Source organism: Pseudoalteromonas sp. SR44-5 (assembly GCF_014163675.1).
Lineage (GTDB): Bacteria > Pseudomonadota > Gammaproteobacteria > Enterobacterales > Alteromonadaceae > Pseudoalteromonas > Pseudoalteromonas rhizosphaerae.
Genome location: NZ_JACJDT010000020.1, coordinates 26172 through 51771, shown reverse-complemented (window position 1 = coordinate 51771; position 25600 = coordinate 26172). Strand labels below are relative to the sequence as shown.

20 protein-coding genes are annotated in these 25600 nt (G+C 40.6%); 10 read left to right on the top strand and 10 right to left on the bottom strand.

Annotation, left to right across the window (positions count from 1 at the left end):
* Positions 1-63 precede the first annotated feature (63 nt).
* Both H5154_RS12435 and H5154_RS12430 read left to right on the top strand, forming a co-directional pair.
* Entirely contained in the window at positions 64-3849 is a 3786-nt protein-coding gene (locus H5154_RS12435) for a PAS domain-containing hybrid sensor histidine kinase/response regulator (protein ID WP_182718475.1), read from the top strand.
* Complete coding sequence (locus H5154_RS12430; protein WP_182718474.1) at positions 3818-4732, top strand: diguanylate cyclase; 915 nt, start codon at positions 3818-3820, stop codon at positions 4730-4732. The genes H5154_RS12435 and H5154_RS12430 overlap by 32 nt, the downstream gene beginning before the upstream one ends.
* A 66-nt stretch (positions 4733-4798) precedes the next feature.
* On the opposite strand, the gene H5154_RS12425 is transcribed toward H5154_RS12430, so the two are convergent.
* The gene (locus tag H5154_RS12425) at positions 4799-5179 is read right to left on the bottom strand and encodes a DUF3192 domain-containing protein (protein ID WP_149981291.1); all 381 of its coding nucleotides are present in this window, start codon (positions 5177-5179) and stop codon (positions 4799-4801) included.
* Positions 5180-5341: 162 nt separating this feature from the next.
* Complete coding sequence (locus H5154_RS12420; protein ID WP_182718473.1) at positions 5342-6286, bottom strand: D-2-hydroxyacid dehydrogenase; 945 nt, start codon at positions 6284-6286, stop codon at positions 5342-5344.
* Between the two features lie 102 nt (positions 6287-6388).
* Between H5154_RS12420 and zntR the strand changes: the two genes are divergently transcribed.
* The 4 genes from zntR (at position 6389) to H5154_RS12400 (ending at position 9662) form a co-directional block, all read left to right on the top strand.
* Positions 6389-6802: a Zn(2+)-responsive transcriptional regulator gene (gene zntR / locus H5154_RS12415; protein WP_149981289.1), complete on the top strand. Its 414-nt coding sequence runs from the start codon at positions 6389-6391 to the stop codon at positions 6800-6802.
* Positions 6786-8024 carry an SO_0444 family Cu/Zn efflux transporter gene (locus tag H5154_RS12410; RefSeq protein ID WP_182718472.1) on the top strand — a complete coding sequence of 413 codons (1239 nt, stop codon included), beginning with the start codon at positions 6786-6788 and terminating at the stop codon, positions 8022-8024. The genes zntR and H5154_RS12410 overlap by 17 nt, the downstream gene beginning before the upstream one ends.
* A 158-nt stretch (positions 8025-8182) precedes the next feature.
* Positions 8183-9316: a 1-acyl-sn-glycerol-3-phosphate acyltransferase gene (locus H5154_RS12405; protein WP_182718471.1), complete on the top strand. Its 1134-nt coding sequence runs from the start codon at positions 8183-8185 to the stop codon at positions 9314-9316.
* A 100-nt stretch (positions 9317-9416) separates the two neighbouring features.
* Complete coding sequence (locus H5154_RS12400; protein ID WP_149981286.1) at positions 9417-9662, top strand: DUF1289 domain-containing protein; 246 nt, start codon at positions 9417-9419, stop codon at positions 9660-9662.
* Here H5154_RS12400 and H5154_RS12395 read toward each other — a convergent pair.
* On the bottom strand, positions 9659-10276 hold the full coding sequence (locus H5154_RS12395) for a transporter substrate-binding domain-containing protein (RefSeq protein ID WP_149981285.1): 618 nt from the start codon (positions 10274-10276) through the stop codon (positions 9659-9661). The two genes, H5154_RS12400 and H5154_RS12395, sit on opposite strands and share 4 nt — an antisense overlap.
* A 214-nt stretch (positions 10277-10490) precedes the next feature.
* Between H5154_RS12395 and H5154_RS12390 the strand changes: the two genes are divergently transcribed.
* The 3 genes from H5154_RS12390 to H5154_RS12380 are packed head-to-tail and all read left to right on the top strand — an operon-like array spanning position 10491 to position 15645.
* On the top strand, positions 10491-10694 hold the full coding sequence (locus H5154_RS12390; protein WP_064667173.1) for a DUF3283 family protein: 204 nt from the start codon (positions 10491-10493) through the stop codon (positions 10692-10694).
* On the top strand, positions 10694-11098 hold the full coding sequence (locus H5154_RS12385; protein WP_182718470.1) for a GNAT family N-acetyltransferase: 405 nt from the start codon (positions 10694-10696) through the stop codon (positions 11096-11098). Before H5154_RS12390 ends, H5154_RS12385 begins: the two co-directional genes overlap by 1 nt.
* A 38-nt stretch (positions 11099-11136) precedes the next feature.
* The gene (locus H5154_RS12380; RefSeq protein WP_182718469.1) at positions 11137-15645 is read left to right on the top strand and encodes an EAL domain-containing protein; all 4509 of its coding nucleotides are present in this window, start codon (positions 11137-11139) and stop codon (positions 15643-15645) included.
* Between the two features lie 451 nt (positions 15646-16096).
* On the opposite strand, the gene H5154_RS12375 is transcribed toward H5154_RS12380, so the two are convergent.
* Both H5154_RS12375 and H5154_RS12370 read right to left on the bottom strand, forming a co-directional pair.
* Positions 16097-17056: an ion transporter gene (locus H5154_RS12375; RefSeq protein WP_182718468.1), complete on the bottom strand. Its 960-nt coding sequence runs from the start codon at positions 17054-17056 to the stop codon at positions 16097-16099.
* Positions 17057-17060: 4 nt separating this feature from the next.
* Positions 17061-19736 carry a bifunctional acetate--CoA ligase family protein/GNAT family N-acetyltransferase gene (locus H5154_RS12370; protein WP_182718467.1) on the bottom strand — a complete coding sequence of 892 codons (2676 nt, stop codon included), beginning with the start codon at positions 19734-19736 and terminating at the stop codon, positions 17061-17063.
* Positions 19737-19906: 170 nt separating this feature from the next.
* Here H5154_RS12370 and H5154_RS12365 point away from each other — a divergent pair, with 170 nt between their 5' ends.
* A complete protein-coding gene (locus H5154_RS12365) occupies positions 19907-20623 on the top strand; it encodes an SIMPL domain-containing protein (protein WP_182718466.1) in 717 nt (238 codons plus the stop codon).
* Between the two features lie 2 nt (positions 20624-20625).
* On the opposite strand, the gene H5154_RS12360 is transcribed toward H5154_RS12365, so the two are convergent.
* From H5154_RS12360 to H5154_RS12340, 5 genes are all read right to left on the bottom strand, one after another.
* The gene (locus H5154_RS12360) at positions 20626-21324 is read right to left on the bottom strand and encodes a hypothetical protein (protein WP_182718465.1); all 699 of its coding nucleotides are present in this window, start codon (positions 21322-21324) and stop codon (positions 20626-20628) included.
* A gap of 138 nt (positions 21325-21462) precedes the next feature.
* Entirely contained in the window at positions 21463-23295 is a 1833-nt protein-coding gene (locus H5154_RS12355; protein WP_182718464.1) for a DUF885 family protein, read from the bottom strand.
* An 81-nt stretch (positions 23296-23376) separates the two neighbouring features.
* Positions 23377-24513, bottom strand: a complete 1137-nt coding sequence (gene hemW, locus H5154_RS12350) for a radical SAM family heme chaperone HemW (protein ID WP_182718463.1) — start codon at positions 24511-24513, stop codon at positions 23377-23379.
* Complete coding sequence (locus H5154_RS12345) at positions 24510-25109, bottom strand: XTP/dITP diphosphatase (protein WP_182718462.1); 600 nt, start codon at positions 25107-25109, stop codon at positions 24510-24512. The genes hemW and H5154_RS12345 overlap by 4 nt, the downstream gene beginning before the upstream one ends.
* Positions 25110-25112: 3 nt before the next feature.
* Positions 25113-25556, bottom strand: coding sequence for a DUF4426 domain-containing protein (locus tag H5154_RS12340; RefSeq protein WP_145234922.1), 444 nt, complete (start codon positions 25554-25556; stop codon positions 25113-25115).
* Between the last annotated feature and the right edge of the window lie 44 nt (positions 25557-25600).

Here is a 25600-nt window from a genome sequence, read left to right as displayed (position 1 = left end):
GCGCAGTCCCACTTGGCTCGCTAACCTTGTTGACAAATTTAGCGCCAAGCATCGGATTGTAGATTGAATTTTCTACCTTTAAAACATTACTATCGTTCACTGGCTGTGGCACTTATTGTGCCGCTGCTGGTGGCTTTTCTATTATGTTTACACTTATATAATATTAAATTAGATCGCGCCGTAGCTAAACGCGAAGCTGATTTTGCTAATGTAGCGGCGCAAGTTGAGCATGCTATGAATGGTGCTGATGGCTTGATCAACACACTGTTCTCTTTATACGAGCAACCTTTGTCGTATCAATTTGAGCCGCAATGGCTTGAAGATATTAATCAGCAAGAGAATTATTATTACCGAAAAATCCCTGATGGAGGCGGTGAAATTGTCGGGCAAGGTAAGTTTTCAACCACTCCTAATGCGATAGCTCAATGGCAGCAAGTGATCGCCTTGGGACCTGCTTTTAATACCGCATTATCGTTAATTCAATCCTTATCGGCAGTTGCTTATGTTAATGAGCAAGGCTTTGTTTATATAAAACGTCGTCGTGACGAAGATAGCCTAATGTTAACTCAAGTATTGGATGGCCAGTTGCGCCCAGCACTGGCTGACAATTCACTGACATCAAGTGCGATAGTAGAGGTGGCTGGTGAAAACTACTTATCAATAGGGCGTGCGCGTGAGCAGGGCAGTGAAGATTATATTATTTTGATTTATGACTTATCGGCAGTATCGCAATGGCTAAAAAAAATATCACCACGCAGTGGCGAATATATATTTTTAAATAGTGCACAGCACGTCATTATCAGCTCACTTTATGATATTGAAGAAGACACACCATTAGCGGAGTATTGGCCTTCAGCTAAAGCGCCATTAGCAGAATTAGATAATCAGGGTAATCTCACTCTTTTACAAGCGCAAAAGCAGCTACCAATTTATGCGGGTTATTTTGCATCGCATGATGAATTAGCCTCACCGATTGTAACTGATGTATTAATTGAACTTACTTTTTTGAGTATGTTTTTAGTGATTATGTTCAGTACCTTGTTATGGTTAAGCCAGCGTATTTTTGTGAAACCCATGACATATTTAATGGCGTATCTTGAACAAAATGAGGTGCACTATAAAGATTATTCAAATTACCATATACCAGCAAACTGGCAGCCGTGGTTTAGCCGAATCAAGTGGGTGCTTAACAAAAATCAGCAGTTGGTAAACTCATTGCAGCAGGCAAATAGTGAACTTGATGACCAAGTAAAAATAAAGACCCGTGAACTCGCGCGCAGTTATGAGGCTAAAGAACGCCATTTAGCATTATTGAATACTATGCTCAATAGTGTGCCAGATCTTATTTATTTTAAAAACATTGATGGCTCATTCTTAGGATGCAATCGTGCTTATGAACAATACATAGGTCTTGAGCAAGAGCAGTTAGTTGGCTTACAGTTATGTGATATTAGTGATGATAATGGTCAGATCAGCGAATTAGAGCAACAAGTTTTAACAACCAAAGCTAAAGCTGAGCAACGTCTTGAAACCCAGCAGCAAACATTTCAATTAACCATCGCGCCATTTTATAACGATCAAAATCAGTTACTAGGTTCAATGGGGATTGGCCGGGATATAACTGCTCAACAACAAGCTCTTTTGGCATTAAAAGCGTCAGAGTCTAAGTTTCGCAGCGCCATAGAGTATGCTGCTAATGGAGTGATTTTACTTTCACTTGAACAGACCGTATTACAACTTAATCGAACTGCGCGAAAGATTTTTAAGATTGATAAAACTGAGCAGGATTTATTATTAGTGGATTTATTTCCACAGCAACAGTGGCAAGAAATAGCAACGCTTTTAGCTTTATTGCTGAGTGAGAAAAAGAAAGTTTACCACCTTACTTTAGGACAAGAAGAGCTAAATTGCTGGTGGCAGCTGAGCGTCTCTTTAGTATGGGATGAGCAACAAGCACCTTACTATTATGTTATTCATATTCAAGATGTCAGTGCATTGACTCAGGCCAAACAAGATGCCGAGCGGGCAACCGAGGCCAAAAGTCGGTTTATTGCTAACTTAAGCCATGAAATACGCACGCCACTGCATGCTGTGACAGGCCTTATTGATATGGTAACTCAGCAAGGCTTAACAGCGCAGCAGCAACAGCATGCAGTTCAAGCAAAAAATGCTGCGCAAAGTTTATTAACCATGCTTAATCGAATGCTTGATTTTGCGCGAATCGAAAATAACCAAGTGCAATTAGACTTAGTTGATTTTGCTGTAGTTGCACTTGTTGACAGCTGCAAGAGTGTATTAATAGGGCTCTGCCAGCAAAAAGATTTGGCTTTTAATATCGATATTGATCCGCTAATTGCTCCGCAGTTAGTCGGCGATTACATTCGCTTACAGCAAGTGCTCGGTAATTTACTCACCAATGCCGTGAAATTTACTGAACATGGCAGTATCACTTTGAAAATAACAGCCGTTGAATTGACGCCAACAAAACAAACCCTGTGTTTTAAAGTGATTGACACCGGGATCGGTATTGATAAAGCTGATCAGAGTCGATTATTTGACGCATTTACGCAAGGCGACGAATCACTCACTCGCACCCATCAAGGTGTTGGTCTAGGGCTCGCTATAGTCAAACACGAATTGGCATTAATGGGAGCTGAAATTAAAGTTGTCAGTAATAAAGGCCAAGGTAGTCAGTTTTTCTTTACTATAACCTTTAATGTTGCCGCTCAAATCGACCCTATCGACTGGCACAATACTTTAGTGATTCATTCTGAGCGGGGAATTAATTTACCTGCCGCATTAGCGCCATTAAAATCGCTAGAATTTTCTGAGTTAGCTGAATTAACAGACCACGCTGTATTAGCAGATTATCAGCGGATCATCATTAATGACGTTGATCTACCGAGAGTTATAACGCGAGACAATATAAAAACAGCATTGATGAGTAATAACACGCAGCTTTATGTTGTTAAAAATGATCCAAATACTCCGCTGCCAACTCTTAAAGGTATGCAAATGTGCAGTGTGAAAAATTCTGCATTAGTGCAACGAATACAGCAAGTTGAGCCGGTATCTAAACGCCCTGATGTAAATCTGACAGCGGCAGAGAGTAAACTCAACGTTGCGGGCTTACTAGTGTTAGTTATTGATGATAATCAGCTTAATTTAGATATTGTTAGTAATATCTTAAGCAAAGCACATATTAATGTAATGACGGCAAATTCGGCGATGGCAGGGATAGATTTGGTTGCACAAGTCATGCCTGATCTGATCTTAATGGATATTCAAATGCCAGAAGTCGATGGGTTGCAAGCAACCGCTTTATTGCGACAACGTTATGATCAACAGCAATTACCTATTTTTGCGCTAACTGCGCATTGTGAAGCAGCTGACGAGCAACGCTCACTTGCAGTGGGTATGAATAAACATTTAACAAAACCAGTAGTTGCAGCGACGTTATTAGCGGCGATAAATGAGCTGAGAATTACCGGCGCTGTTTTTTATAATCATTCTTTTGCATTAGAACAATTCTCGGGCCATAATGATTTACTACAGGTAATGTTGGGTAAACTTGCTAAGTTGTGTGTAAGCCATCTGCAGCAATTAAAAGTGCCGATGCAAACAAAAGCGTTGGAACGATTAGTGCATAGTATTAAAGGTGTGTCAGGAAACCTTGGCTTTAATCGCCTAAGTGCTACCGCTCAGCAATTAGAAAGTAGACTACGTAAGACACCAGACGTAGGGCAAATATCCCTGAGTCAGTTAGAGTTCGAATTAGTACAAGTAAATAGATACATTCAAATACAAGGCTCAGTAAATGTTGAAGAAAGCCAAAATACTGATCGTTGATGACGACCCATTAAATCGATTAGTGTTGGAAAAAACATTAGCGAATGATCACGAAATATTTTTAGTTGAAAGTGGTGAAAAAGCCCTTACATTTGTTAAATCAACGGCGGTTGACTTAATTATCCTCGATATAGTAATGCCCGGCATTAATGGCTATGAGGTGTTAATTCAGTTAAAAGAAAATTCAACTACGCACGCTATTCCAGTCATCTTTATTTCAGCTAATACAAGCCATGATGATGAAGCGAAAGGGTTTGAATTAGGCGCAATGGACTATATTGCTAAGCCATTTAGTCCCGCAATAGTACGTGCACGAGTGCGTAATCAATTATTGATCAAGCAAAAAAATGATTTGTTAGAAATGCTCGCCTCAATTGATGGGCTGACAGAAATACCTAATCGGCGTTATTTAGATGAAAGCTTATCGCGAGAATGGCGTCGCAGCCGTCGAGCTGGTACACCGTTATCGGTGCTATTAATAGATATAGACCACTTTAAGCGTTATAACGATTGTTATGGCCACCGTGCCGGGGATGACTGCCTTAAACGTGTGGCACATGCATTAGTTGCAGCGTGTGAGCGAGGTACTGACTTTGTTGCGCGCTACGGCGGTGAAGAATTTGCTGCAGTATTACCCGACACCAACCAGTACGAGGCATTGGAATTTGCTAATAAACTCAGAGATGCTGTTAATGCGCTTGCTATCCCGCATAAAGCATCACTCAATGCCGCTCACATTACGATAAGTATTGGGGTTGCTACAACTGAGTTTGGTCAAGTTTATGCTGAGCATATATTACTTGAAGAAGCCGATTTAGGTTTATATCAAGCTAAAGATAGTGGCCGCGATAAAATTATCGCTCGAGTTATTGACGCAAGTTAGTAAAGTCAGTTATTACAGCAAATAAAGAGTGAATATGCTCCACTCTTTACTGCTTTAGTTTTGTGTCTAAATGGCGCTAAGTGAATTATAAATACTATCACCCACACCAATCAGTTTCTCGTTTTTAAAGACCAGTGGAGTACATTCATCTTTTGTCATTTTTCCGTCAGAGTGAATACTATGGGTGGCATAAAATAGTACTTGGTATACATCACCGTCTTTTTTTAATAATTCTGTAAAGTCGGGAGTTTTTAATTTATTTAATACATTTTGATAGCTGGTATCTAAAGTGAGCCCCGAGATGCTTTCACGATTAAATTGATGATGTTCTTCCCAGCTTGAACTATTACCAGCCCAATGCGTTTCTGCTTCACCATCGGATACTGCAATTACACAACCAGTAAGAAGAGGGGCTGTAAGCGCGGCAATTAAAAGTACTTTTTTCATTATTTTATCCTGATACTAAATATTGATTTTAATTTGTCTATTAGTTAGCAAAGAACTGGCCAATATTTTATATTATTTAAAATCAATAGATTAGGTTTTTTTGTAAGGCGGTAAATTACATTTAACCACCTTGTATAGCGTAACTAACTAAAAGTTAGTTGATTAGACCAGTCTATTTAAGCTTTGACCTTGGCTAAATGCGCTAATATTTAAGCTGACTTGCTTTACTAAGCGAATGATTGACTCTTCACTGGCCCATGCAATATGTGGAGTCAGTATTAAATTATCACCACGATAAGCGGCCAATGGATTATCCTTCGCAGCTGGTTCTTTACTTAATACGTCAAATCCCGCTCCTGCAATTTGGTTATTGCTCAGTGCGTTGGCTAAATCAGCTTCATTAACGATACCACCGCGCGCGGTGTTAATTAAAATGGCATTGGGTTTCATCATAGCAAGTTCAGCAGCACCAATCAGATCACGACTTTCATCGGTTAAAGGGCAGTGTACACTAATAATATCAGCTGTTTTTATTGCTTGGTAAAATTCTGTTCGGCCCTCTCTAGTTACTTGGTTTTTACGCTCACTGATAACTACATTGGCACCAAAAGCACGTGCAACATCCGCAACAGCTTTACCAAGCGAACCATAACCGATAATTGCCAGAGTTTTACCTCCAATATCATTAAAACGGTAATCAAGGCGGCAGAACATCTCACTTTGTTGCCATAACCCTTGTTGGCAATCAGCAATGTAGCGGTGAGTATTACCCAGTAAATTTGTGATCAGTGCAAAGGTATGTTGTACAACCGAAGGTGTTGAATACCCGGCCACATTGGTAACGGCAATGCCAAACTCTTTAGCGGCGACTAAATCAACATTGTTAGTGCCAGTTGCGGCTACACATATGAGCTTTAATTCAGGAAGTTTTGCCAGTGTTTCGCGATTAAGTACCACTTTATTGGTGATCAATACATCAGCGCCTGCACTGTGCGCTAATACTTGTGCTGGACTGGTTAGTGAATAACTAGTGAAATTGCCAAGTGTTTGAAAAGGCTCAAGTGATGTGCCTGCTAATGTGGCAGTATCGAGAAGGGTAATATTCATGCGCTTTCCTTATTAAATAAAATAATTTTAATGCTTGACCTTGGTGTGTACTCTAAGGTTTATACTTGGCATCAGTTGATAATACACTCATTGGAGACACAGATGAAAATAGGTGAATTTGCTAATCAGTTAGGTGTCTCTACAGATACCCTAAGATACTATGAAAAACATAATTTGTTAACGCCATCAAGTCGAACCGGGGCCGGTTATCGCGATTATGGTGAAGCTGCATTAAAGCAAATGAAGTTTATTTTACGTGCTAAAAATGTTGGCTTTAGCTTGGCAGAGATCAAGGAGTTGCTGCAAATTAAATTTAAAAAACATCAGCATTCTTGCCATGAAGTTAAAAACCTAACAATACAAAAGCGTGACTTAGTCGCAGAGCGCATTGCTGAATTAACACGTTTTCATCAATCATTATCCGTGTTAGCTGATAAGTGCTGTGGCGGACAAGAGCCCGCAGATAACTGTTCAATATTAACCACTTTGGAGGACATCGATGGACTTACTCAATAATTTTTGGCAGTTATTTTTATTATCTGCCCCTTGGTTAATGCTTGGTTTACTCATTGCCGGGTTATTAAATGTGTATTTACCGGCAAATTTTTTAAATAAACATTTAGGTAAAGAAGGTTTTTGGACCACTGTTAAAGCTGCTTTAATTGGTGCGCCAATGCCGTTGTGTTCGTGCGGTGTAATACCCGCTGCAATTGGTTTAAGACGTGCAGGCGCTTCAAAAAGTGCTACCACTGCGTTTTTAGTATCGACTCCTGAAACTGGGGTTGATTCGGTGTCGGTATCGTATGTGCTACTCGGTCCTTTTATGGCAATAATTCGTCCAATAGCGGCGATTTGTAGTGCTATTGTCGCAGGTGTCTTAGTGGGGCGTGATGCTGAAAAAACGCAAACTACAGATCACTCTAGTGAAGTTAATAATGAGCAAAAGCGAGCAGCTACAACAAGTTGTTGTTCAACAAAATCAGCAGTGGCTGAAGAGAAGGCAAGTTGCTGCTCAACAAAATCAGCAGTGGTCGAAGAGAAGGCAAGTTGCTGCTCAACGAAATTAGCAGTGGTCGAAGAGAAGGCAAGTTGCTGCTCAACAAAATCAGCAGTGGTCGAAGAGAAGACTAACTGTTGCGATACAACAAGTGCAGCACCAGCTAGTCAATGGCAAAAGATGAAACAGGCAGTGAGTTTTAGCTGTAACAAATTGCTATCAGACACTATGAAGTGGTTAATGATTGGTTTGTTCTTTGCAGCTTTAGTGCAAACTTATGTGCCAGAGTCATTTTTAAGCCAATGGGGCAGTGGTATTTTGGCTATGCTGGTGGTGATCGTGATTAGTATTCCCATGTATATCTGCGCGACCGCATCAACGCCGATTGCAGCTGGTTTGTTATTGAGCGGTGTATCGCCGGGGGCGGTGTTGGTGTTTATGCTTGCGGGTCCTGCCACGAATGTCGCAACGCTTGGCGTGGTTGCTAATGAGCTTGGTAAACGTGCAGTAGTTGCTTATTTAGTTGGTGTAATAGGGGTTGCTTTAATATTTGGCTTTTTAACTGATTATTTAGTGGCTGAATTTGGCTTTGTTGTTACACCATTATTAGGTGAAGAACATCAAGTGCTACCACATTGGCTAACCCTTCTCTGTGGTACTATTTTAGCGCTGTTAATGGTGCGTTTAGTTCTTAAAGGAGCGCTTAGTAAATACCGTAGTACTGGTAAGAGCATTGCATAATTGAATGTTATTAAATAGATTTTTAGCGGTTATAAAATATAAACAATGGACCAAATTAATGACTTAGTTCGCATTTTAGGTTGTCTGAGTTATAATCGCCTATAGAATATAAACGGTGCGCATGAGCGCACCGTTTTTTTAACTTTAAAGATGCAGTAATGAGTGAGCCAGTGGACAAGTACGCAGATATAAGACCTTACAATGATGATGAAGTAGCCGCTTCGGTTGCACGTTTGATTGATGATAATGCGTTTATTGATGTAGTTGCAAAATATAACTTACCGCGTTTTTTATCAGCTGTACCTTTGCTGTCTAGAGCATTGGTAAAGTATCAGTTACGTAAAAAGTGGGGCGCTATCAACAGTGTTGAGCAAGTTCAACAAATCGTTGCTAAGTATTTAGCACAGCTGGTAAAACGCACCACAACTGAGGTGACTTTTTCTGGTTTGGATCAACTTGATCCAAAGCAAGCGTATTTGTTTATCTCAAATCATCGCGATATCGTACTTGATCCTGCGTTAATTAATTGGGGCTTATTCAGCTATAAAATGAAGACAGTCCGTATCGCCATCGGTGATAACTTACTGCAAATCCCTTATATCACCGAACTGATGCGTTTAAATAAAAGCTTTATTGTTAAGCGCTCTGTTAAAGCGCCAAAAGAAATGCTTAGAGCACTATCGCAGCTTTCAGCTTATATTTACGATTCGCTTGCTGGTGGTGATTCAATTTGGATTGCACAAAAAGAAGGCCGCGCTAAAGATGGCTTTGATCAAACAGATCCTGCGTTACTTAAAATGTTGCAGCTTAATGGTCGTAAGCAAAAGAAAGAGTTTGCTGAATATGTACGCGAGCTAAAAATTGTACCAGTATCAATTTCATATCAATATGAACCTTGCGCAACAGCCAAAGCCAAAGAGCTTTATCATAAGCAACATCATGGTAAATATGTTAAGTCAGCGGGTGAAGATATTGCCAGTATTGTTGAAGGTTTTAGTACCGCCAAAGGGCATGTTCATTTAGCATTTGGGCAACCAATTGAAGAAGGGTGTGAATCACCAGAGCAGCTGGCAAAAACCATTGATCAGCAAATTATTGATTCGTTTTTTTTACATCCTGGGAACTACATTGCGGGTGGTTGTAAACAAGCGGTGATTGATAAAGCCGACGCTCAGGCATTTGAGATGCGTCTGGCGCGTGTGCCAGATGAGCTAAAACCACTGGTGTTAGCAATGTACGCTAAGCCATTTCATCGTAAAGTTGAGTTTAAAAGTAGCGAAAGCGGCCAGTAACCAATGTAAAACGTCTTCAAAAAACCGTAATTAAGTTACGGTTTTTTTTCGTTTAAAAAACGGGCTATACTAAAGTTGTGTATATTGACTGATGTTTGCTATGCAACAAATTGAAATTTTTGAAATTCCAAGTCCTTGCAAAGACATTTGCGAGGTAAATAACCGAGGCTATTGTAAAGGCTGCTACCGAAGTCGGGAGGAGCGCTTTGGTTGGAATTCATTTTCAAACGTAGAAAAAAAGCAAGTCATCAGTTTGTGTCAACAACGTTATAAGCGTTACTTGCAAAAACGCCAAGCACTTGGCGCTAAGCCAGCAGTACCTGAGCAGGGGGATTTTGGTTTTTAATCAAGATGATGTTTAGCCCTGAGTAAACGAATTGTGCCATTTTCATTGAGTTTATGCAGTTGCTCTTCAAGCTTAGGTATTAACGCGCTATGGCGTGAATGCAAAAAGTGAAAGCTTTTGATCGGTGCCAGTACTTCAGTTTGAAATTGCTTAATATTAAACTGAGGGTGTTTAGTCGATAATAAAAAGTCGAGTAAAATTACACCTTGTACTTTACCTTGAGTGAGTAAATTAAGTTGAGCAGTGACGCTTTTCACCTTAATAATGTCACCAATAAAAGGGTGTTCGTTAAGGTAACTCTGCGCTGCAGGATAACCAACTTGAATGGCGATATTGTCTAGCTGCTCAAATGTACATTGCTGGCAGTTTTTTAATAGCACAAGGTTAAACTCAAATAGCGCAAAGTTAACCGGATGCAAGTTTTGATATTGTTGACTGATACTGGCCACTCGCCCTAATTGGCCATCAAGCGTGCCATTGTTCGCTGCAGATAAAGCGCTTTGGTGATTAAAGTCAATAATATGTACATCATAGCCAAGTTCTTTATATGCAAGGGTCATCAGCTCAATAACATAGCGAGCCTGTGGGGTATCGGCTGGGCGATTAAATAGCATATGTTGTGTGTTTGCTATAGTGCTCAGTGGCGTTAGTAAATAACAGAGCACTATGAGAGAAAAAAAGCACTTAATCACAGCGTTTCCATATTAGGACTAAAAACGCCACCAATCTACGTTTAAAAGCTAAAAAGCGCAAGTTTAGCCGTGACTCTTTTAGGCAAATGTTTGTTATACTCTGGGCATTAATATGATTAGTAATAACTGGTAATTTATGTCGTTTAACTTATGCTTACTACCTCGTGAACAAAAATATCAAATTCAATTGGATTACGAGGCATCGTTTTGGGCTTATCAAATAAAGCGTGGTAAGAGTACTCGTGAGCAAATATACAATACAATTCATAGTCGCCCAGTGGCAGAGCAGATGTTTTTGAAGCAGCAATTTGAACAATATTTAGCGACGATGCAAAGTTAATGACGGCATTGCGTTTTGAATGCCTAGAGCCAATTAAAACCCCCTTAGTGAATAAGTTTTACAGCCAATATAAAGCCCGAGGTCGGGCAACCAGACAAGATCAAGTGTGGGTTGTTTATCATGACTTAGTTATTGTCGCGGCATGCAGAATTCAAAATCGCAGTGATTATTTGTTTTTGTCTACCTTGCTGGTTGCACCTGCTTGGCGTGGTCAAGGACTTGCCAAACAGCTACTAATACATACCTTATCTAACCAAAACTCACTCGTTTATACATTTGCTTATACGCATTTAGCTTATTTTTATCAATCAATTGGGTTTAACTTTGTGTTAACATTGCCGTCACCTTTGGATACACTCTTTACTGTCTATCAGCAACGAAATATCGTAGCTATGCAGTGCTAGTTAAAATAATTAGTTAAAACAACTACGTGGAAATTTAAATGGGTCAATGGTTTAAGGCTAGTATATTCTTTTTGTTAGCCGCCTCAGTTGTTGCTAGCCAAGTTGCTATGGCGCAGGTAAAACGTTTATCGCCAAGTGAAGGTTTATCACAAAGCTATGTCAGTACCATGTTGATAGATAAAAGCGGCTATCTTTGGTTAGCGACGGAAGGGGGCTTAAATCGTTACGATGGCTATCAGGTTGTACATATTGCAGGGCCTAATGGTGAACTAGATGAAGCAATTATTGACCTTATATATCAAGACCCTGATGGTTATATTTGGATTGCGTCGTTAGTTGCAGGGCTATTTCGCTATGATCCAAGTACCGATAGTTACCAACAATTTTTATCAAAACCTACCACTGAAGAGCAAGTTTTAAGTCAGTCCGTATTTAGTATGGTTGCCACCGATAATAAGTCATTATGGATTGGTCGCGGTTGGGATTTTGCTCGCCTTGATTTAGCGACGGGCCAAATTGAGACTATTTTTGAATTACCAGAGCGCACTCGTAATACCGTGATCCGCGATTTATTACATTACAAAGGTTATATCTTTATTGCCGCCAGTACTGGCGCATATGTCTATCATATAGCAACTGGGCAATACCGAAAATTAGAGCATTTAAGCACTGAGCCAGACCATGTATATCAAAATTATATAAAGTCGTTTGCAATAGGCGAAAATGAGCAACTGTTAGTGGGGGCCGTACGTGGTTTATATCAAGTTGATATTAGTGATTTACCGAGTATGTTTGAGCGCCCAGATGTGCCTTTTAAAAATAAAACCATATTGAATGATCTTAATATTTGGAAAATAATAAATGACCATGGGGTGCTTGATTTAGGCACCGATAAAGGTTTATTTAGTCTCGATTTGAATACCGGTGAGCTGACTAAAAATAATAGAGTAAAAGAAAGTAAATACTCACTGGCAGATCCAAGTGTTATCGATATTGTCAAAGATAATAACGGCGCTATGTGGACAGCGACTAAAAGTGATGGGGCATTTTATTTACCTTATGATAATTATCATTTTGAAAATGTTAATGCCAGCATGCTCTCCGGTGATGGTTTATCGCACCCTTCTATTTGGGGCATAACCGAGTATGAAGATAAACTCTGGCTAGCAACTCATAATGGTTTAACTGCGGTTGATTTAAAAACTAATCAAGGACAAGTGTTTTTAAAAGATTATCAAGCTGATTTATTTACCACTGAATTTAATATCTACGCTATTTCTCCTTATAAAGATAAATTGTGGCTGCGTACTAATCGCGGGATTTTTAGTTTTGATCCGCATAGCTATGAAATTTTTCCAGCGACAACAGCCGACCCAAGCCAGCAACACCTGATCACAGGGTGGGTACATGGCTCGGTATTGATGCCAAATGGTGAATTATTTTATGTTCATTCTGATCATGGCATGTTTGTTTATAATATCGACAGCCAAAAGATCACTCCTTTAGGTGGTGAATTTGAAAAATTTGAACCGTTTTTAGCTTATGGTTTCTTACCGCCTTTATCTACCAAATCTGACTCCCCGTTATTTTATAATGCAGGGGTGCTTTATCAGGTTGATCCAAACTCATTTGCTTTAACAAAAATCTATACAGTGCCACAGCAACATGAAAATGTAGCCGTTAATGTAATGTCTTATATTGTTGATAATAATAATGTGCTGTGGATCACGTTATCGAATTTTGGCTTAATTGGTCTTGATGCATCGAATTACAAGCTGTTGTATACCATAGATTTAGATAAAAATAAGCTCGGCACCTTATTGTACGATATGGTGTTAGATGATGCTGGAATGATCTGGATGAGTAGTCATAAAGGAATATGGCGATTAAATCCAGAAAATAAACACTTTCAGCAATTTACAACTTCAGAAGGACTGGTCTCTACCGAGTTTAATAGTGGTGCATTTACGCGTTTAAAAACTGGCCAAATAGTCTATGGTACGTTAAAAGGGTTTAGTTATTTTTACCCAAATGATAATCACCCTAGGCATGGTTTAATTGATCACGTAAATATAACCAGCATTGATTTGATGTCTCGTGAATTATCTACGGATCTTAAGCAACCTATAAAAACAATCACCTTAGAGCACGACGATATCGGTCTCGAAGTGGCTTTTTCGGCAATGGCATTTAATTATCAGGAACGTATTATTTATGAGTATCAGCTCTCTGATGGGCAAAAATCGTATACCCGTAATAATAACCGAGTGCTATTTCCAAAACTTAATCCCGGCAAATACCAACTAAAAATTTGGGCTAAAGATCCGCTTACTGGCGACTACACACAACCGGCAGTGCTGGATATTGTGGTTAAATACCCGCTATGGCGCGCACCTCAGTTTATAGTGCTTTACGCACTGGTATTTTTTGGATTAGTAGCAGCTTGGATAATGCGTCGTAATCGAATTCAGCAATTATTATTAGCAGCCCACAGAGAAAGCCAAGAAAGTGAAGCGCGCTTAAAGTTAGCATTGGAAGGGAGCCGTTCAGGGGTGTGGGATTGGCAATCTGCAAGTCCAATAATTTATCAACCACGGCTTAAAAATGAGTTAGGTTATGATGTTGAATCGGTTAATTTAGATGATTATTTAGCAAAAATTCATCCTAAAGATAAACAAAATTTTCGCATTGAGTGGTTAGAATTTTTATCCACCGAAAAAGGCTATTTTAACTGCACCTATCGTTTACGCCATAAATTAGGCTATTGGCGCTGGTATAAAGACTTTGGCAAAGTGGTTGCATGGCAAGGAAGCACACCCGAGAAAGTGGCCGGCACTTATACTAATATGACTCGTGAATTAGTGTTTGAAGAACATGCCCGTTTATTTGGCGCAGCATTTGAGCAAACCCGCGATTGGGTCTTTATTCTGGATAAAAGTTTACGTATTTTAGCTACCAACAAAGCACTGCAGAGCGCATTTAACTTTCCTGTTGATTATAGTTCTAGCTGCTCATTACACTTAGGGTTAAGTCGTGTTGTAAGGGTTAACTATTTACGTGTAATGAAGGAATTGCAAGCTGGTGAACATTTTTCTGCAGAAGATACCGTTTACTTAGCTAATGGTGAATCTCGCCATGTATTAATTAAAGTCAGTGCTGTGGCAGATACTGAACAACGCTTAGAAAGCTATGTGGTCATCCTCACTGATATTAATGCGCAAAAGTTAGCTGAAAATGAATTGTTTTTATTAGCAAATTACGACAGTTTAACGGGGTTACCAAATCGTACTTTATTTAATGACCGAGTTGAACACGCACTTGAACAGGCAAAAGGCCAAAATTCAAAAGTAGCGTTACTCAATATTAATATCAAACGTTTTAAGTATTTTAATGACTCGCTAGGGCATGAAGCTGCCGATGAGATAATAAAGGCGGTGGCACTGCGGATCAAATCGCGTGTACAGGCCAAAGATAGTGTAGCCCGTTTTAGCGGTGATGAATTTATGTTGTTAGTCGAGGGCATTCAACAAATCGAAGAGGTTGTTTTACTGTGCGTTAAGTTGATGGCCAGCTTGAATGACAACATCATTATTAACAACCAAGCGATTAGTGTCAGTTTAAGTATTGGCGTGGCGATTTCGCCTGATGATGCACTCAGTGCTAAAAGTTTAATTAAAGCGGCTGATATTGCACTGTATCATTCGAAAAAGAGCTTGGAAGGTTGTTATCAATTTTATAAACAAGAAATGAATCAGCATGTACAACGCTCTCTGCATTTAGAATCACAATTAACTCAAGCCTACCAAAATCATGCGTTTTGTAATCATTACCAAGTGATTGTTAATGCTAAAACTCATCAGGCCGAAGGGCTGGAAGTATTGCTGCGTTGGCCAGAAAATAACAGCTATGAAACGCAAGAGTTTGCGCTTGCTGCTGAGAGTATTGGTTTGATCACAAAAATTATGTTGCAAACCTTAGCTAGAGCGTTGATTGAACTTAAACAGTGGCAGTTACAAAAGCCTGACTTGTATGTGTCTATTAACCTGTCTGCACTGGATTTTGAGTATAAAAATTTAGTTGATGAAATTCGCAGTGCGCTAATTAATGCTGATGTATCAGCCAGCTCTGTGGTGTTTGAAATTACAGAATCAGTGCTGATGCATGATTCACCGCAAGCGTTAAATAGCATGTCAAAGTTGAAGCAACTAGGTTGTCGCTTATATATGGATGACTTTGGTACAGGTTATGCTTCACTCACTTATTTAAAGCGCTTTCCGATCGATGTACTGAAAATTGATCGCAGTTTTGTAACTGATATTGGTATAGATAGTGACGATGAAGCGATTATTCAGTCAACGCTTGCATTGGCGAAAAGCTTAGGTAAAGAATGCGTCGCAGAAGGCGTTGAAACTAAGCAGCAGCTTACCTTTTTGCGCAACTTAGGCTGTAATTTATTTCAGGGCTATTTATTCAGTAAACCAATCCCAGGTGATGATGTAAGCGCATTATTAAATAAAGACTGGCAGTCGTTGTTGAATGAAGACTAATGCTAGCTAGAGTTTTATTAAATGGTGAAAATATCAGTGCCGAGTTTATAAATGGTTACTTTTTTGAATTTTTAAGCTTAACTTGTTTTAGCAAAAAAATAACTATTATGAATCAAGGAAGTTATGAAGCCTGAGAAGCCTACTATTATGGATATGTCCGAATTTAAGCCATCAGCGAGATGTCCTAATTGTAATTTGATTATGTACTTAGGAAACAGGTGCCCGCATTGTGATTATTTGCTCAGTCATACGGAGCAAAAAACTCAAAGAGAATTTTGGCTTAAAGTTCGAAATACTGGCTATATAAAAGGTATGGTCTTCTTTGCTTTCTTCTTTTTTATAGCTTGGGTTTTATTTGCTGAGTCATAACGTTTTTGAGACTCAACACTACAATTAAACCAATCGCGGTGTTGATGCCCTAAACAGTTGAAATTTTAACTAGAAGCTATATCTAGTCTTGGCGTTCACCGCAGTGACGACAATAAAGGTTTTTAGTGCGTGCACTAAGTTGAGACTTAATTGCTTTGTTTGCTTCTTGCTTACTTAAACCAAGCTTACAGCGCAAATTCTCTAGATGCTCCAGTTGCGCATCATCTAGTTTGCCATCTAGCTCGCCATCATGCAGACATTCATGCACCGCATCACTAAACATGATCCTACGCTTACGTAGCTGTTCAGAGAAACTCGAAGCTAATAAGCCGGTGGGTATTGCTACCATTCCCATACTCAGTAACGTGATCACGCCGCCAAAAAAACGCCCTAGCGGTGTTACTGGCACAACGTCACCATAACCTACAGTGGTCAGCGTTGCCATTGCCCACCACATTGCCGCAGGAATGGAGCCAAATTTATCCGGTTGTATATCGTGTTCAATTAAATAAATTCCGCAGGAAGCTAAAATTAGCACCACTGCCATTATAAAGAATGCGGCCAAAAGCGAACTGCTTTCATCACGAAATGATTGTAAAAGTAGCTGCATTGCTCGTGAGTAACGAGTGAGCTTAAAAACACGTAGGAGTCTGAGCACTCTTAAAAAACGTAAATCAAAGGTGATAAACATCATTAAGATCGTGGGCAGGATTGCCACTAGATCAATTAAGGCTAAAGGGGAGAGTAAATATTTTAAACGACGTTGAAAATTACCACAGTTTAGACTTTTGTACTCGGCACGTTCTACGCATGACCAAAGGCGAAGCAAATACTCGATCGCAAATATAATTACTGAGCCTAACTCTAACATTAAAAATTCATGCTTATATTGATGAGCTAAACTCGCAATTGATTCAAGCACAATCGCAACGACATTAATCATTATCAGCGATATTAGAAATATATCGATGTAATGACCCGTCTTACGGTACTCCCCATTACCTTCAAAAAATAGCGCTGTGCGTTTACGTAAATTATTCAAGCTATTATCCGTGTGTGTTATTGGGAGTTAAAGCAAGTACCATATTAATGCTGCCTTCTTCAAAGTCGCGGCTGATCTTAAAGCCTAGTTTTCGGGCTAATTCAATCATTCCGGTATTTTCCGGCAGGGTGATACCCTCAATGAATTGTACGCCTTGGCTTTGACAATACTCAATAGCGGCGCGCATTAATAAGCCACCTAAGCCAAGGCCTTGGCAGTTTGAGCGTACTACTATAGCAAACTCGGCATGCACTTTATCAGGGTCCATTAACACCCGAGAGACGCCAAGCGTGGCGTTGTCTTGAGTGATAATAAACGCCATTTCACGATCGTAGTCAATTTGTGTCATTTTAGCGAGTTGATCGTGGTTAAACTGCGGCAGCTCGCCAAAAAAGCGTTTGTAGCGATCTTCTTTGCTGAGAGATAGATCAAACTCTTGGTGCGCTTGCTCATCTTCTGGCTTTATTGGTCTGAGTGTCGCAAGGGTATTATTTTTCAGCGTCACTTGTTTAACCAGCTCAATTGGGTAAGGGCGAATAGATAAGCGTTTACGATGTGATTGTACTTGGTAGTGACTCAGGGTCATGGTGGCATCAAGCACCAAAAACAGGCCATTACTGGCTAAAATAGGATTTAACTCAAGCGAAGTTATATCGGGTTGATCAATAACTAACTGAGAAATACGGGTCAGTAGTGCACAGAGGCGATACTTATCAACTTTCTCAGGCAAAATACGCTCTTTAAGCACGCCTTTGTCATGCGCCGCAGCAATTAAATACTTTGCTAAGTTCATATTCAAAGGTGGTAAAGCAACCGCTGCTTGAGCAAACTCTAGACCCGTGCCGGCTTCTCCTAGAAGTATTACAGGACCAAAATTCGGTTCTGTTTTTATCGCAATACGTAGTTCATTGGCGCCAGCTCTAGGTGCCATTTTTTGCAGTGAAAAGCCTTCAATAATCGCATCAGGGTAGGTGTTTTTTATTCTCAATAGCATGGCAAAGGCGGTTTGTTCAACCTCTTGTGCATCGTTTAAGTTAAGTACTACGCCACCGACTTCTGATTTAGATGGAATGCTAGGGCTGATCAGTTTCAGTGCAACCGGGAAGCCTAGCTCTATGGCTTGTTCTTTTGCTTCTGTTGGTGTGTATGCGACCTCGGTTTGAATACATTCAACGCCATAGTGAGCGAGTATTTGGCTGGCTTGATGGGTGGATAGATAGCTTTGCTGCTCTGCTAAAAATTCATTCACGAGCGCTTTTGCTGCGTGTTTATTGATTTTAGCGTCATCTGTGTTTGACTCTGGAGTTTGGGTTAAATGTTTTTGATTACGGCGATAACTTACTAAGTGCATAAAGGCGCGTACTGCGCCCTCAGGGGTGCGATAAGTAGGAATGCCGTAGTTGCTACATACGCGACGGGCGGCATAGGCGGCATCTTCGCCCATAAAATTTGTGATCACATAAGGACGCGCCATTTTCGGTAGTTTATTCAACGTTTCAGCGATAATTAATGCATAGTCTTCACTTGGCGCAAGGGCTGATGGCGTATGAATGATCAGTAGATTTTTTACTTCCTTAGCATGCAATAAAATTTCCAGTGCTTGTTGGTAGCGTGCCGGAACTGAGTCACCAAAAATGTCCACCGGATTAGAGGTCATATCCGACTGTGGGATCACTTTATTGAGCGCCGCACGGGTTTCTTCACTCAATTGTGTCAGCTTACCAGAACTTTGTAATAAGCTATCAACGGCCATTACGCCGGGGCCGCCGCCATTGGTTAAAATGGTGAGTTGTTCCACCTTTAATAATTTAGGATGCATGGCCAGTGTTTGTGTAGCAGCAAACAGTTCAGTTAAATCATTTACCCGTAACATACCTGCGCGTTGGAAGAGGGCGTCATACACCGCATCTGAACTTTGCTTGCCGCCAGTGTGAATTTCGGCAGCAAGCGCTCCAGCCGCTGTTTTACCGGTTTTAATGGCGATCACCGGTTTACTAAACGCAGCGGCACGAGCAGCTGAAATAAAGCTGCGGATATTCTCAATGTTATCGATGTACAGCAAAATAGCCTTCGTTTTTGCATCGCGACCTAAAAAGTCGAGTAGTTCAGCAAAGTCGATATCTAAACAATCACCCACAGAGACAAAGTATGAAAAGCCAATTTCTTTGTGTTTTGCCCAATCTAAAATAGTGGAGCACACAGCTGCGGACTGTGAAATAAACGCTAATTTACCAGGGCTTGCGATAGTGTGAGAAAAACTCGCATTGAGGCCAATATGAGGGATCAACAAACCCAAACAATTAGGGCCAAGTAACGATACTTTGGCTTGTTTAGCGGCTTCTTGCAGTGCTGTTTTTTGTTCATGATTGAGTCCGGCTGCGATCACAATCGCATTTTTACAGCCAAACTCTCCAAGCTCTGCAATGATATTAAGTAGGGTGTGTTTGTTCGTACAAATAACCGCAAGGTCCGGTATTTTCGGTAGCGCCGCAATTGACGGGTAGGCCAACACGCCATGTACGGCGCTATTAGTCGGGCTTACTGGCATGATAGGGCCGTTAAATCCGCCTTGTAATAAGTTGCGCATTACTACAAATCCTGCTCGGGAAACGTTATTCGATGCACCAATCACGGCAACCGAAGTCGGGTTGAAAAACTGACTAATGCGTTTTACACTCATGGTCTTTCCTTGCGGGTTATTTGTTTTCTAGCGAGGTGATGCATATAATCTTTTTGCTAACGACGCTCGCATCTTGAGGTGGTTTGAGTATATGCTCAATGTAACCTGTTTAGGTTGATTTTTCGAGCATCATAACCACATATAATTGATTATTATCAAAGGATCATTAAATGAATAAACCAAATGGATATTATCAGTTGCTTGGCGCAGCTGTATTGAGTGTCGCTATACTTGGCTGCGGATGGATTTTAAAATCAGCAGCGCTTGATGTAAAAAATATGGAACGCACGGTTGAGGTTAAAGGATTAGCAGAGCGTGAAGTAACTGCTGATACAGTGATCTGGCCGGTACAATTTAGTGATGCAGATAATGACCTCGAAAAGTTAGTTGAACGGGTTGAGCAGAAAAATGCCGCAGTGATCGCTTTTTTAAAACTGCATGGCTTTGATGAACAAGAGATCAGCCAAGGTAGGCAATCAATTGTTGATAAACAAGCGCGCGAATACGGCGCTGATAATCAACAGTTTCGCTATATTGCCCGCGCAAATATTACCGTGTATTCGCAGCAGCCTGATAAAGTGCAAAACGCCTTAACTAAGGTGGGCCAGCTAGCCAAACAAGGTATTGCGATTGTGCAAGATAACTATGAAACCCGCATTGAATATTTGTTCTCTGGGCTAAACGATATAAAACCAGCAATGGTGCAAGAAGCCACCGAAAAAGCTCGCGAAGTGGCATTAAAATTTGCCAAGGACTCACAGTCAAAACTAGGTAAAATTCGCACCGCAAGACAAGGGCAGTTTAGTATAATCGACCGCGATTCAAACACTCCGCAGATCAAAAAAGTGCGAGTTGTAACCAGCGTTGAATATTATTTATCTGATTAATATTATTTATGTTGTACAAGGTAGCGCTCAACTTGTTCTGTTTTACAGCGTAAGTAAGCGCCACTGAGCAGTATTTTATAGTCACTGAGTGGCTTGTCTGGGCTTGTTTGAGATAACGTGAGTAAGGCTTTTAAGAATGCGGCAGTGTTTATATTGCCCTGATTTTGTTTAAACTCAACTTCCATTAATGCCAGCAAGGCCGAAAATTCATGCTTTGGTAAGCTGTGTTGGGCTGGATTGTTTGCAATGTAACTTGCAACTGGGGTCAGCCCGATATCATTAACTTGCGCTAAAGCTTGCAACAAGTTTTCGTTACTTTCAAATAGCATCAGTGAACGTACATAATTAAACGGTAATTTAGCCTCACTACACTCGCTAAATAAGCGGTGCAATACATTTTGCTGCTGTTGGTTTTGTTGTGTAAAACCATGATTGAACTTTAGACCAGGGGTAAAAAAACTTAATTGGTCGGTATTATTTAGCTGACTGATGATGGCTGTTGGTAGCGAGTGTTGAGTTAATATGCGTGTGGCGATATTTTGCAGATAAGTATATTTTACACTCATGCGTTGCGCACTGCTATATAAGTGCTGTAACTGCATGGCTTGTTGTATTGCAGATAAACTGGCAAAGCTATCAACAATGGCTTGCAACTGATGCTGCTGCATCTGTTGGTTTAGTTGACTGATACATGTATCCATTGTTAATCCTATACGTTACGTGTATATCAAGTGCTTTATCCTAGCGTAAAGCACTTGTTGGTCAAGTGTTTATCTATCTTTCAGGCAATAAAAAAGGCCGTAGATACGGCCTTTGTATATGTTATAAAGTAAGGATGCTTAAGCTGCTAGTTTGCTTGCAACCCACTCATCAACAAAGTTCTCTAGTACGTTTAGTGGCACTGCGCCATTTTTAAGTACCACATCATGGAATTCACGGATATCAAACTTATCACCTAGTTTAACCTTGGCAGCTTCACGAAGTTCTAGAATCTTCAGCATACCTACTTTGTAAGCCGTTGCTTGCGAAGGCATTACAATGTGGCGTTCAACCATTTTAACGCCGTCAGACGTCGCGTTTGGCGTGTTATTTACGTAGTAATCAATACCCTGTTGGCGAGTCCACTTCATTTCGTGGATACCAGTATCAACCACTAAGCGACATGCACGCCATAGTTCCATCGATAGACGGCCAAAGTCAGAATAAGGGTCTGCATACATGCCCATTTCTTTTGGTAATAACTCTGAGTACAAGCCCCAACCTTCGATATAGGCTGTGTAGCCACCGAATTTACGGAACTTAGGCACGCCTTCAAGCTCTTGCGAAATTGCAATTTGCATGTGGTGACCTGGAATACCCTCGTGATAAGCCAGCGCTTCCATTTGATACGTTGGCATTGCTTCCATGTCGTAAAGGTTAGCGTAGTAAACACCCGGGCGTGAACCATCTGGTGCAGGCTGTTGGTAGAATGCTTTACCAGCCGCTTTTTCACGGAAGGCTTCAACACGCTTAACAATCATGTCGGCTTTAGGCTTAACAATGAATAGCTCATCCAAGCGTGATTTCATGGTGTTAATAAGTGCCGTGGCTTCGTCAAGGTATTGCTGCTTACCTGCTTCAGTATTAGGTAAGTAAAATTGCTTATCGGTTTTCATAAACTGCATAAAGGCTTTTAAATCGCCTTTAAAACCAACTTTTTCTTTGATTTGGCGCATTTCGTCATGAATACGAGATACTTCAGCTAAACCGATGGTGTGGATCTCTTTAGCCGTTAAATCAGTGGTAGTCGTGCGCGCTAATGCGTTGTTGTAAAACGCTTCGCCATCAGGAAACTTCCAAGCACCATCACGATCATCAGCACGTTTTTCAAGCTGTGCCAAATAATTAATCAACTTAGAGTAAGAAGGTTTTACAGCCGCTTTAAGGGCTTTCTCAGCATCGCTGATTAACGCGTCTTTATCAGCTTGAGCAATTTCAAGCTTCGCAACTTTACGTTTAAAGTCGGCAAGTAAGGTGGAATCATCACCTTGTTCAAATGGCGCACCGTGAATGATATTTTTGCTTGAATCAATCACATGTGGGAATACAAATTTAGGAGCGATAATGCCTTTATCAGCACGTACTTCTAAATCAGTGATCAGTTGATCAATAACCGTGGTTACGCCATTCAAACGCGAGATGTAGGCTTTGGCATCGGCAACATCAGAAATCTGGTGTTGGTTGATTAAAAAGGCCGGGATCATCGAGTGAGTACCAAACATTTGGTTCACTGGGTAGTTATGATAGCGCCATTTAAAATCAGCAATGCTGTTTTCAAGGTCTTGCTTTTTAAGGTCATAACTAACTTTTGTGGTGTCATCTAGGAGTTCGCGGTTAATAGCGTTTAATGCCACTAAATCATCTTTTGTTTGTTGATGATCTTTCAGTACGCGCGCTTCGCTACCGTCATCCCATTTGTCGTAGTCTTGTTTGATACCCATGTATGTTTGATAAACAGGGCTGCTCATCACATCACGGTTAAAAGTATCTTCGAAGAACGCATTCGCTTTGTCTATTTCGCTTTGTACCGGTTGTGCTTGTACAGTTGGCGTGCTTTGTTGCTCTGGTGTTTGCTGGCAACCACCTAGCAGTGCAATACTCACTGCGGCGGCGATAAAGGTTAGTTTACGCATGTTTTCCCTTTTGTTGTTAGAAACCATTGAAGGTTATTAATTATTATTAGTGTGTATTTGTTAGTAAAGTTTGGGTTGTTATTACACAAACAATTCTAGCAGGTCATTTAAAAAACGATGACCTTTTTGGCTTACCTGCCAGTGACTATCCGTTTGCTTAAGCAAACCCTTGGCAATGGCTTGTTGCAGCGCATCAGCTTGGCTTTGCAGCGGTAACTGAGTTAAGGCTGTAAAGTCACTAATTGGGCAGGCTTCAAATAACCGTAAGCGATTCATAAAGAATTCAAACGGTAAGTCGTGTTGTTCAACTGGCCACTGTTTAAATAAATACGGCTTAGCTAAATCCATATAACCGCGAGGATGTTTTACTTTCTCAGTGCGGGTAATGATGCCTGTTTTAGCATCGGTTACCTTACCATGGGCACCACAACCAATGCCTAAATAATCGCCAAAGCGCCAATAATTCAAGTTATGTTGGCATTGAAAACCTGGTTTTGCATAGCCGGAAATTTCATATTGCTGATAACCTGCCTCAGTAAGTAAGGCTTGGCCTTGCTCTTGAATATCCCATAAGGTGTCATCGGCCGGTAACGTTGGCGGTTTAGAGGCAAATTGGGTATTGGCCTCAATCGTTAACTGATACCACGAAATATGTGGCGGATTAAGGGCGATGACTTTTTTCAAGTCGCTCAGCGCATCAGCAACAGATTGTCCCGGTAAGCCGTGCATTAAATCAAGATTAAAGCTATTTAAACCTGCTTCATGAGCTTGCTCTGCGGCATATATGGCTTCATCGGCACCGTGAATACGCCCCAACGCTTTGAGTTTGTCGTCTTGCATGCTTTGCACGCCAATCGAAATACGATTAATGCCAGCTGCCACATAGTCTTTAAAACGTCCTGTTTCAACCGTACCGGGGTTAGCTTCTAAGGTGATCTCGCAGTTTTCACTTAGGCCAATTAATGAATCCACCGCCGTTAATAAATTAACGTAGGCCTCACCGGTTAATAAGCTAGGCGTGCCACCACCGATAAAGATTGAATGAATTTTACGTCCTTGCACTAAGTGCAGATCGGTTTTTAAATCATCAATTAAATGCTGCACATATTCCTTTTCAGGGATCTCACCTTTTTGACCGTGACTATTAAAATCACAATACGGGCATTTTTGCACACACCAAGGGACGTGCACATATAAACTTAATGGTGGTAAATTCACAGGCCGCCTTTGAGCTTAAGCTCAGACAATAAACGTTGTAATGCCTGACCACGATGGCTTACTGCATTTTTTTGCTGCTTAGTTAATTGCGCACTGGTGCATTCAAGTTCTGGCACATAAAAAATAGGGTCGTAACCAAAACCACCTTGGCCATCTTGGCTTTGCGTAATTTGTCCTTCCCAGCTCGCACTGCAAATCAGTGGAGTAGGGTCATCAGCATGACGCATTAATACCAGCACACACCAAAAACGGGCACTGCGGTTAGGGTTGTTAGCAAGTTCGCTTAATAATTTATCAATATTATCTTGATCGCTAGCGCCTTCTCTGGCATAGCGAGCTGAGTAAACGCCAGGGGCGCCGTTAAGGCCATCAACCTCTAACCCTGAGTCGTCAGCAATAGCTGGTAGCCCCGTTATTTTTGCAGCATGGCGAGCTTTGATAATAGCGTTTTCAACAAAGGTGGTGCCTGTTTCTGCTACTTCTGGCACATTAAAATCGCTTTGTGGCACAACGTTTATTTCAAGCGGGTTTAGCATCTGCGCTAATTCGTTGACTTTACCCGGATTGCCAGTGGCTAACACTAAAGTTTTTTTCATGAATTAATCTACGTAAAATTTTTGCTGGAACTGCAGCTTTTGAAATTGATTACCTTGTTGTATTTCAATTTCAAAGCGCAGAATTTCTTCGTTAGTAAAATCAACTTGCGCGAGGTAATAAATTGCATCGCCTTCGATGACTTCTTTGAAGTCCAAGGTTTGCTTATTACCAAGTAGGTTTTTAGCAGTGCCTTTAAGAATGGCCGTTTGCGCTGTGGCATCGGTATCTTTTTTAAGGATTGAAATATTGACAATGCCCTTATAACCACTACGTTCTAGGCCATAGGTTTTGGCTATTTGTGGTTGAATAAAGGTTGACGGAAATGCAATGTAATGTACTTGCCATGGGCCGAGTTCTTTGTATTGTGCGCCTTGCATTTGTTCACTGTGGGCACTAAAGGTAATACCTGCTAATGCAAAGAATAAAATACTTGCGAGCTTTTTCATAAATGACTCTTAAAAAAAGAGGCCTAGTAGGCCTCTGTGTTAAT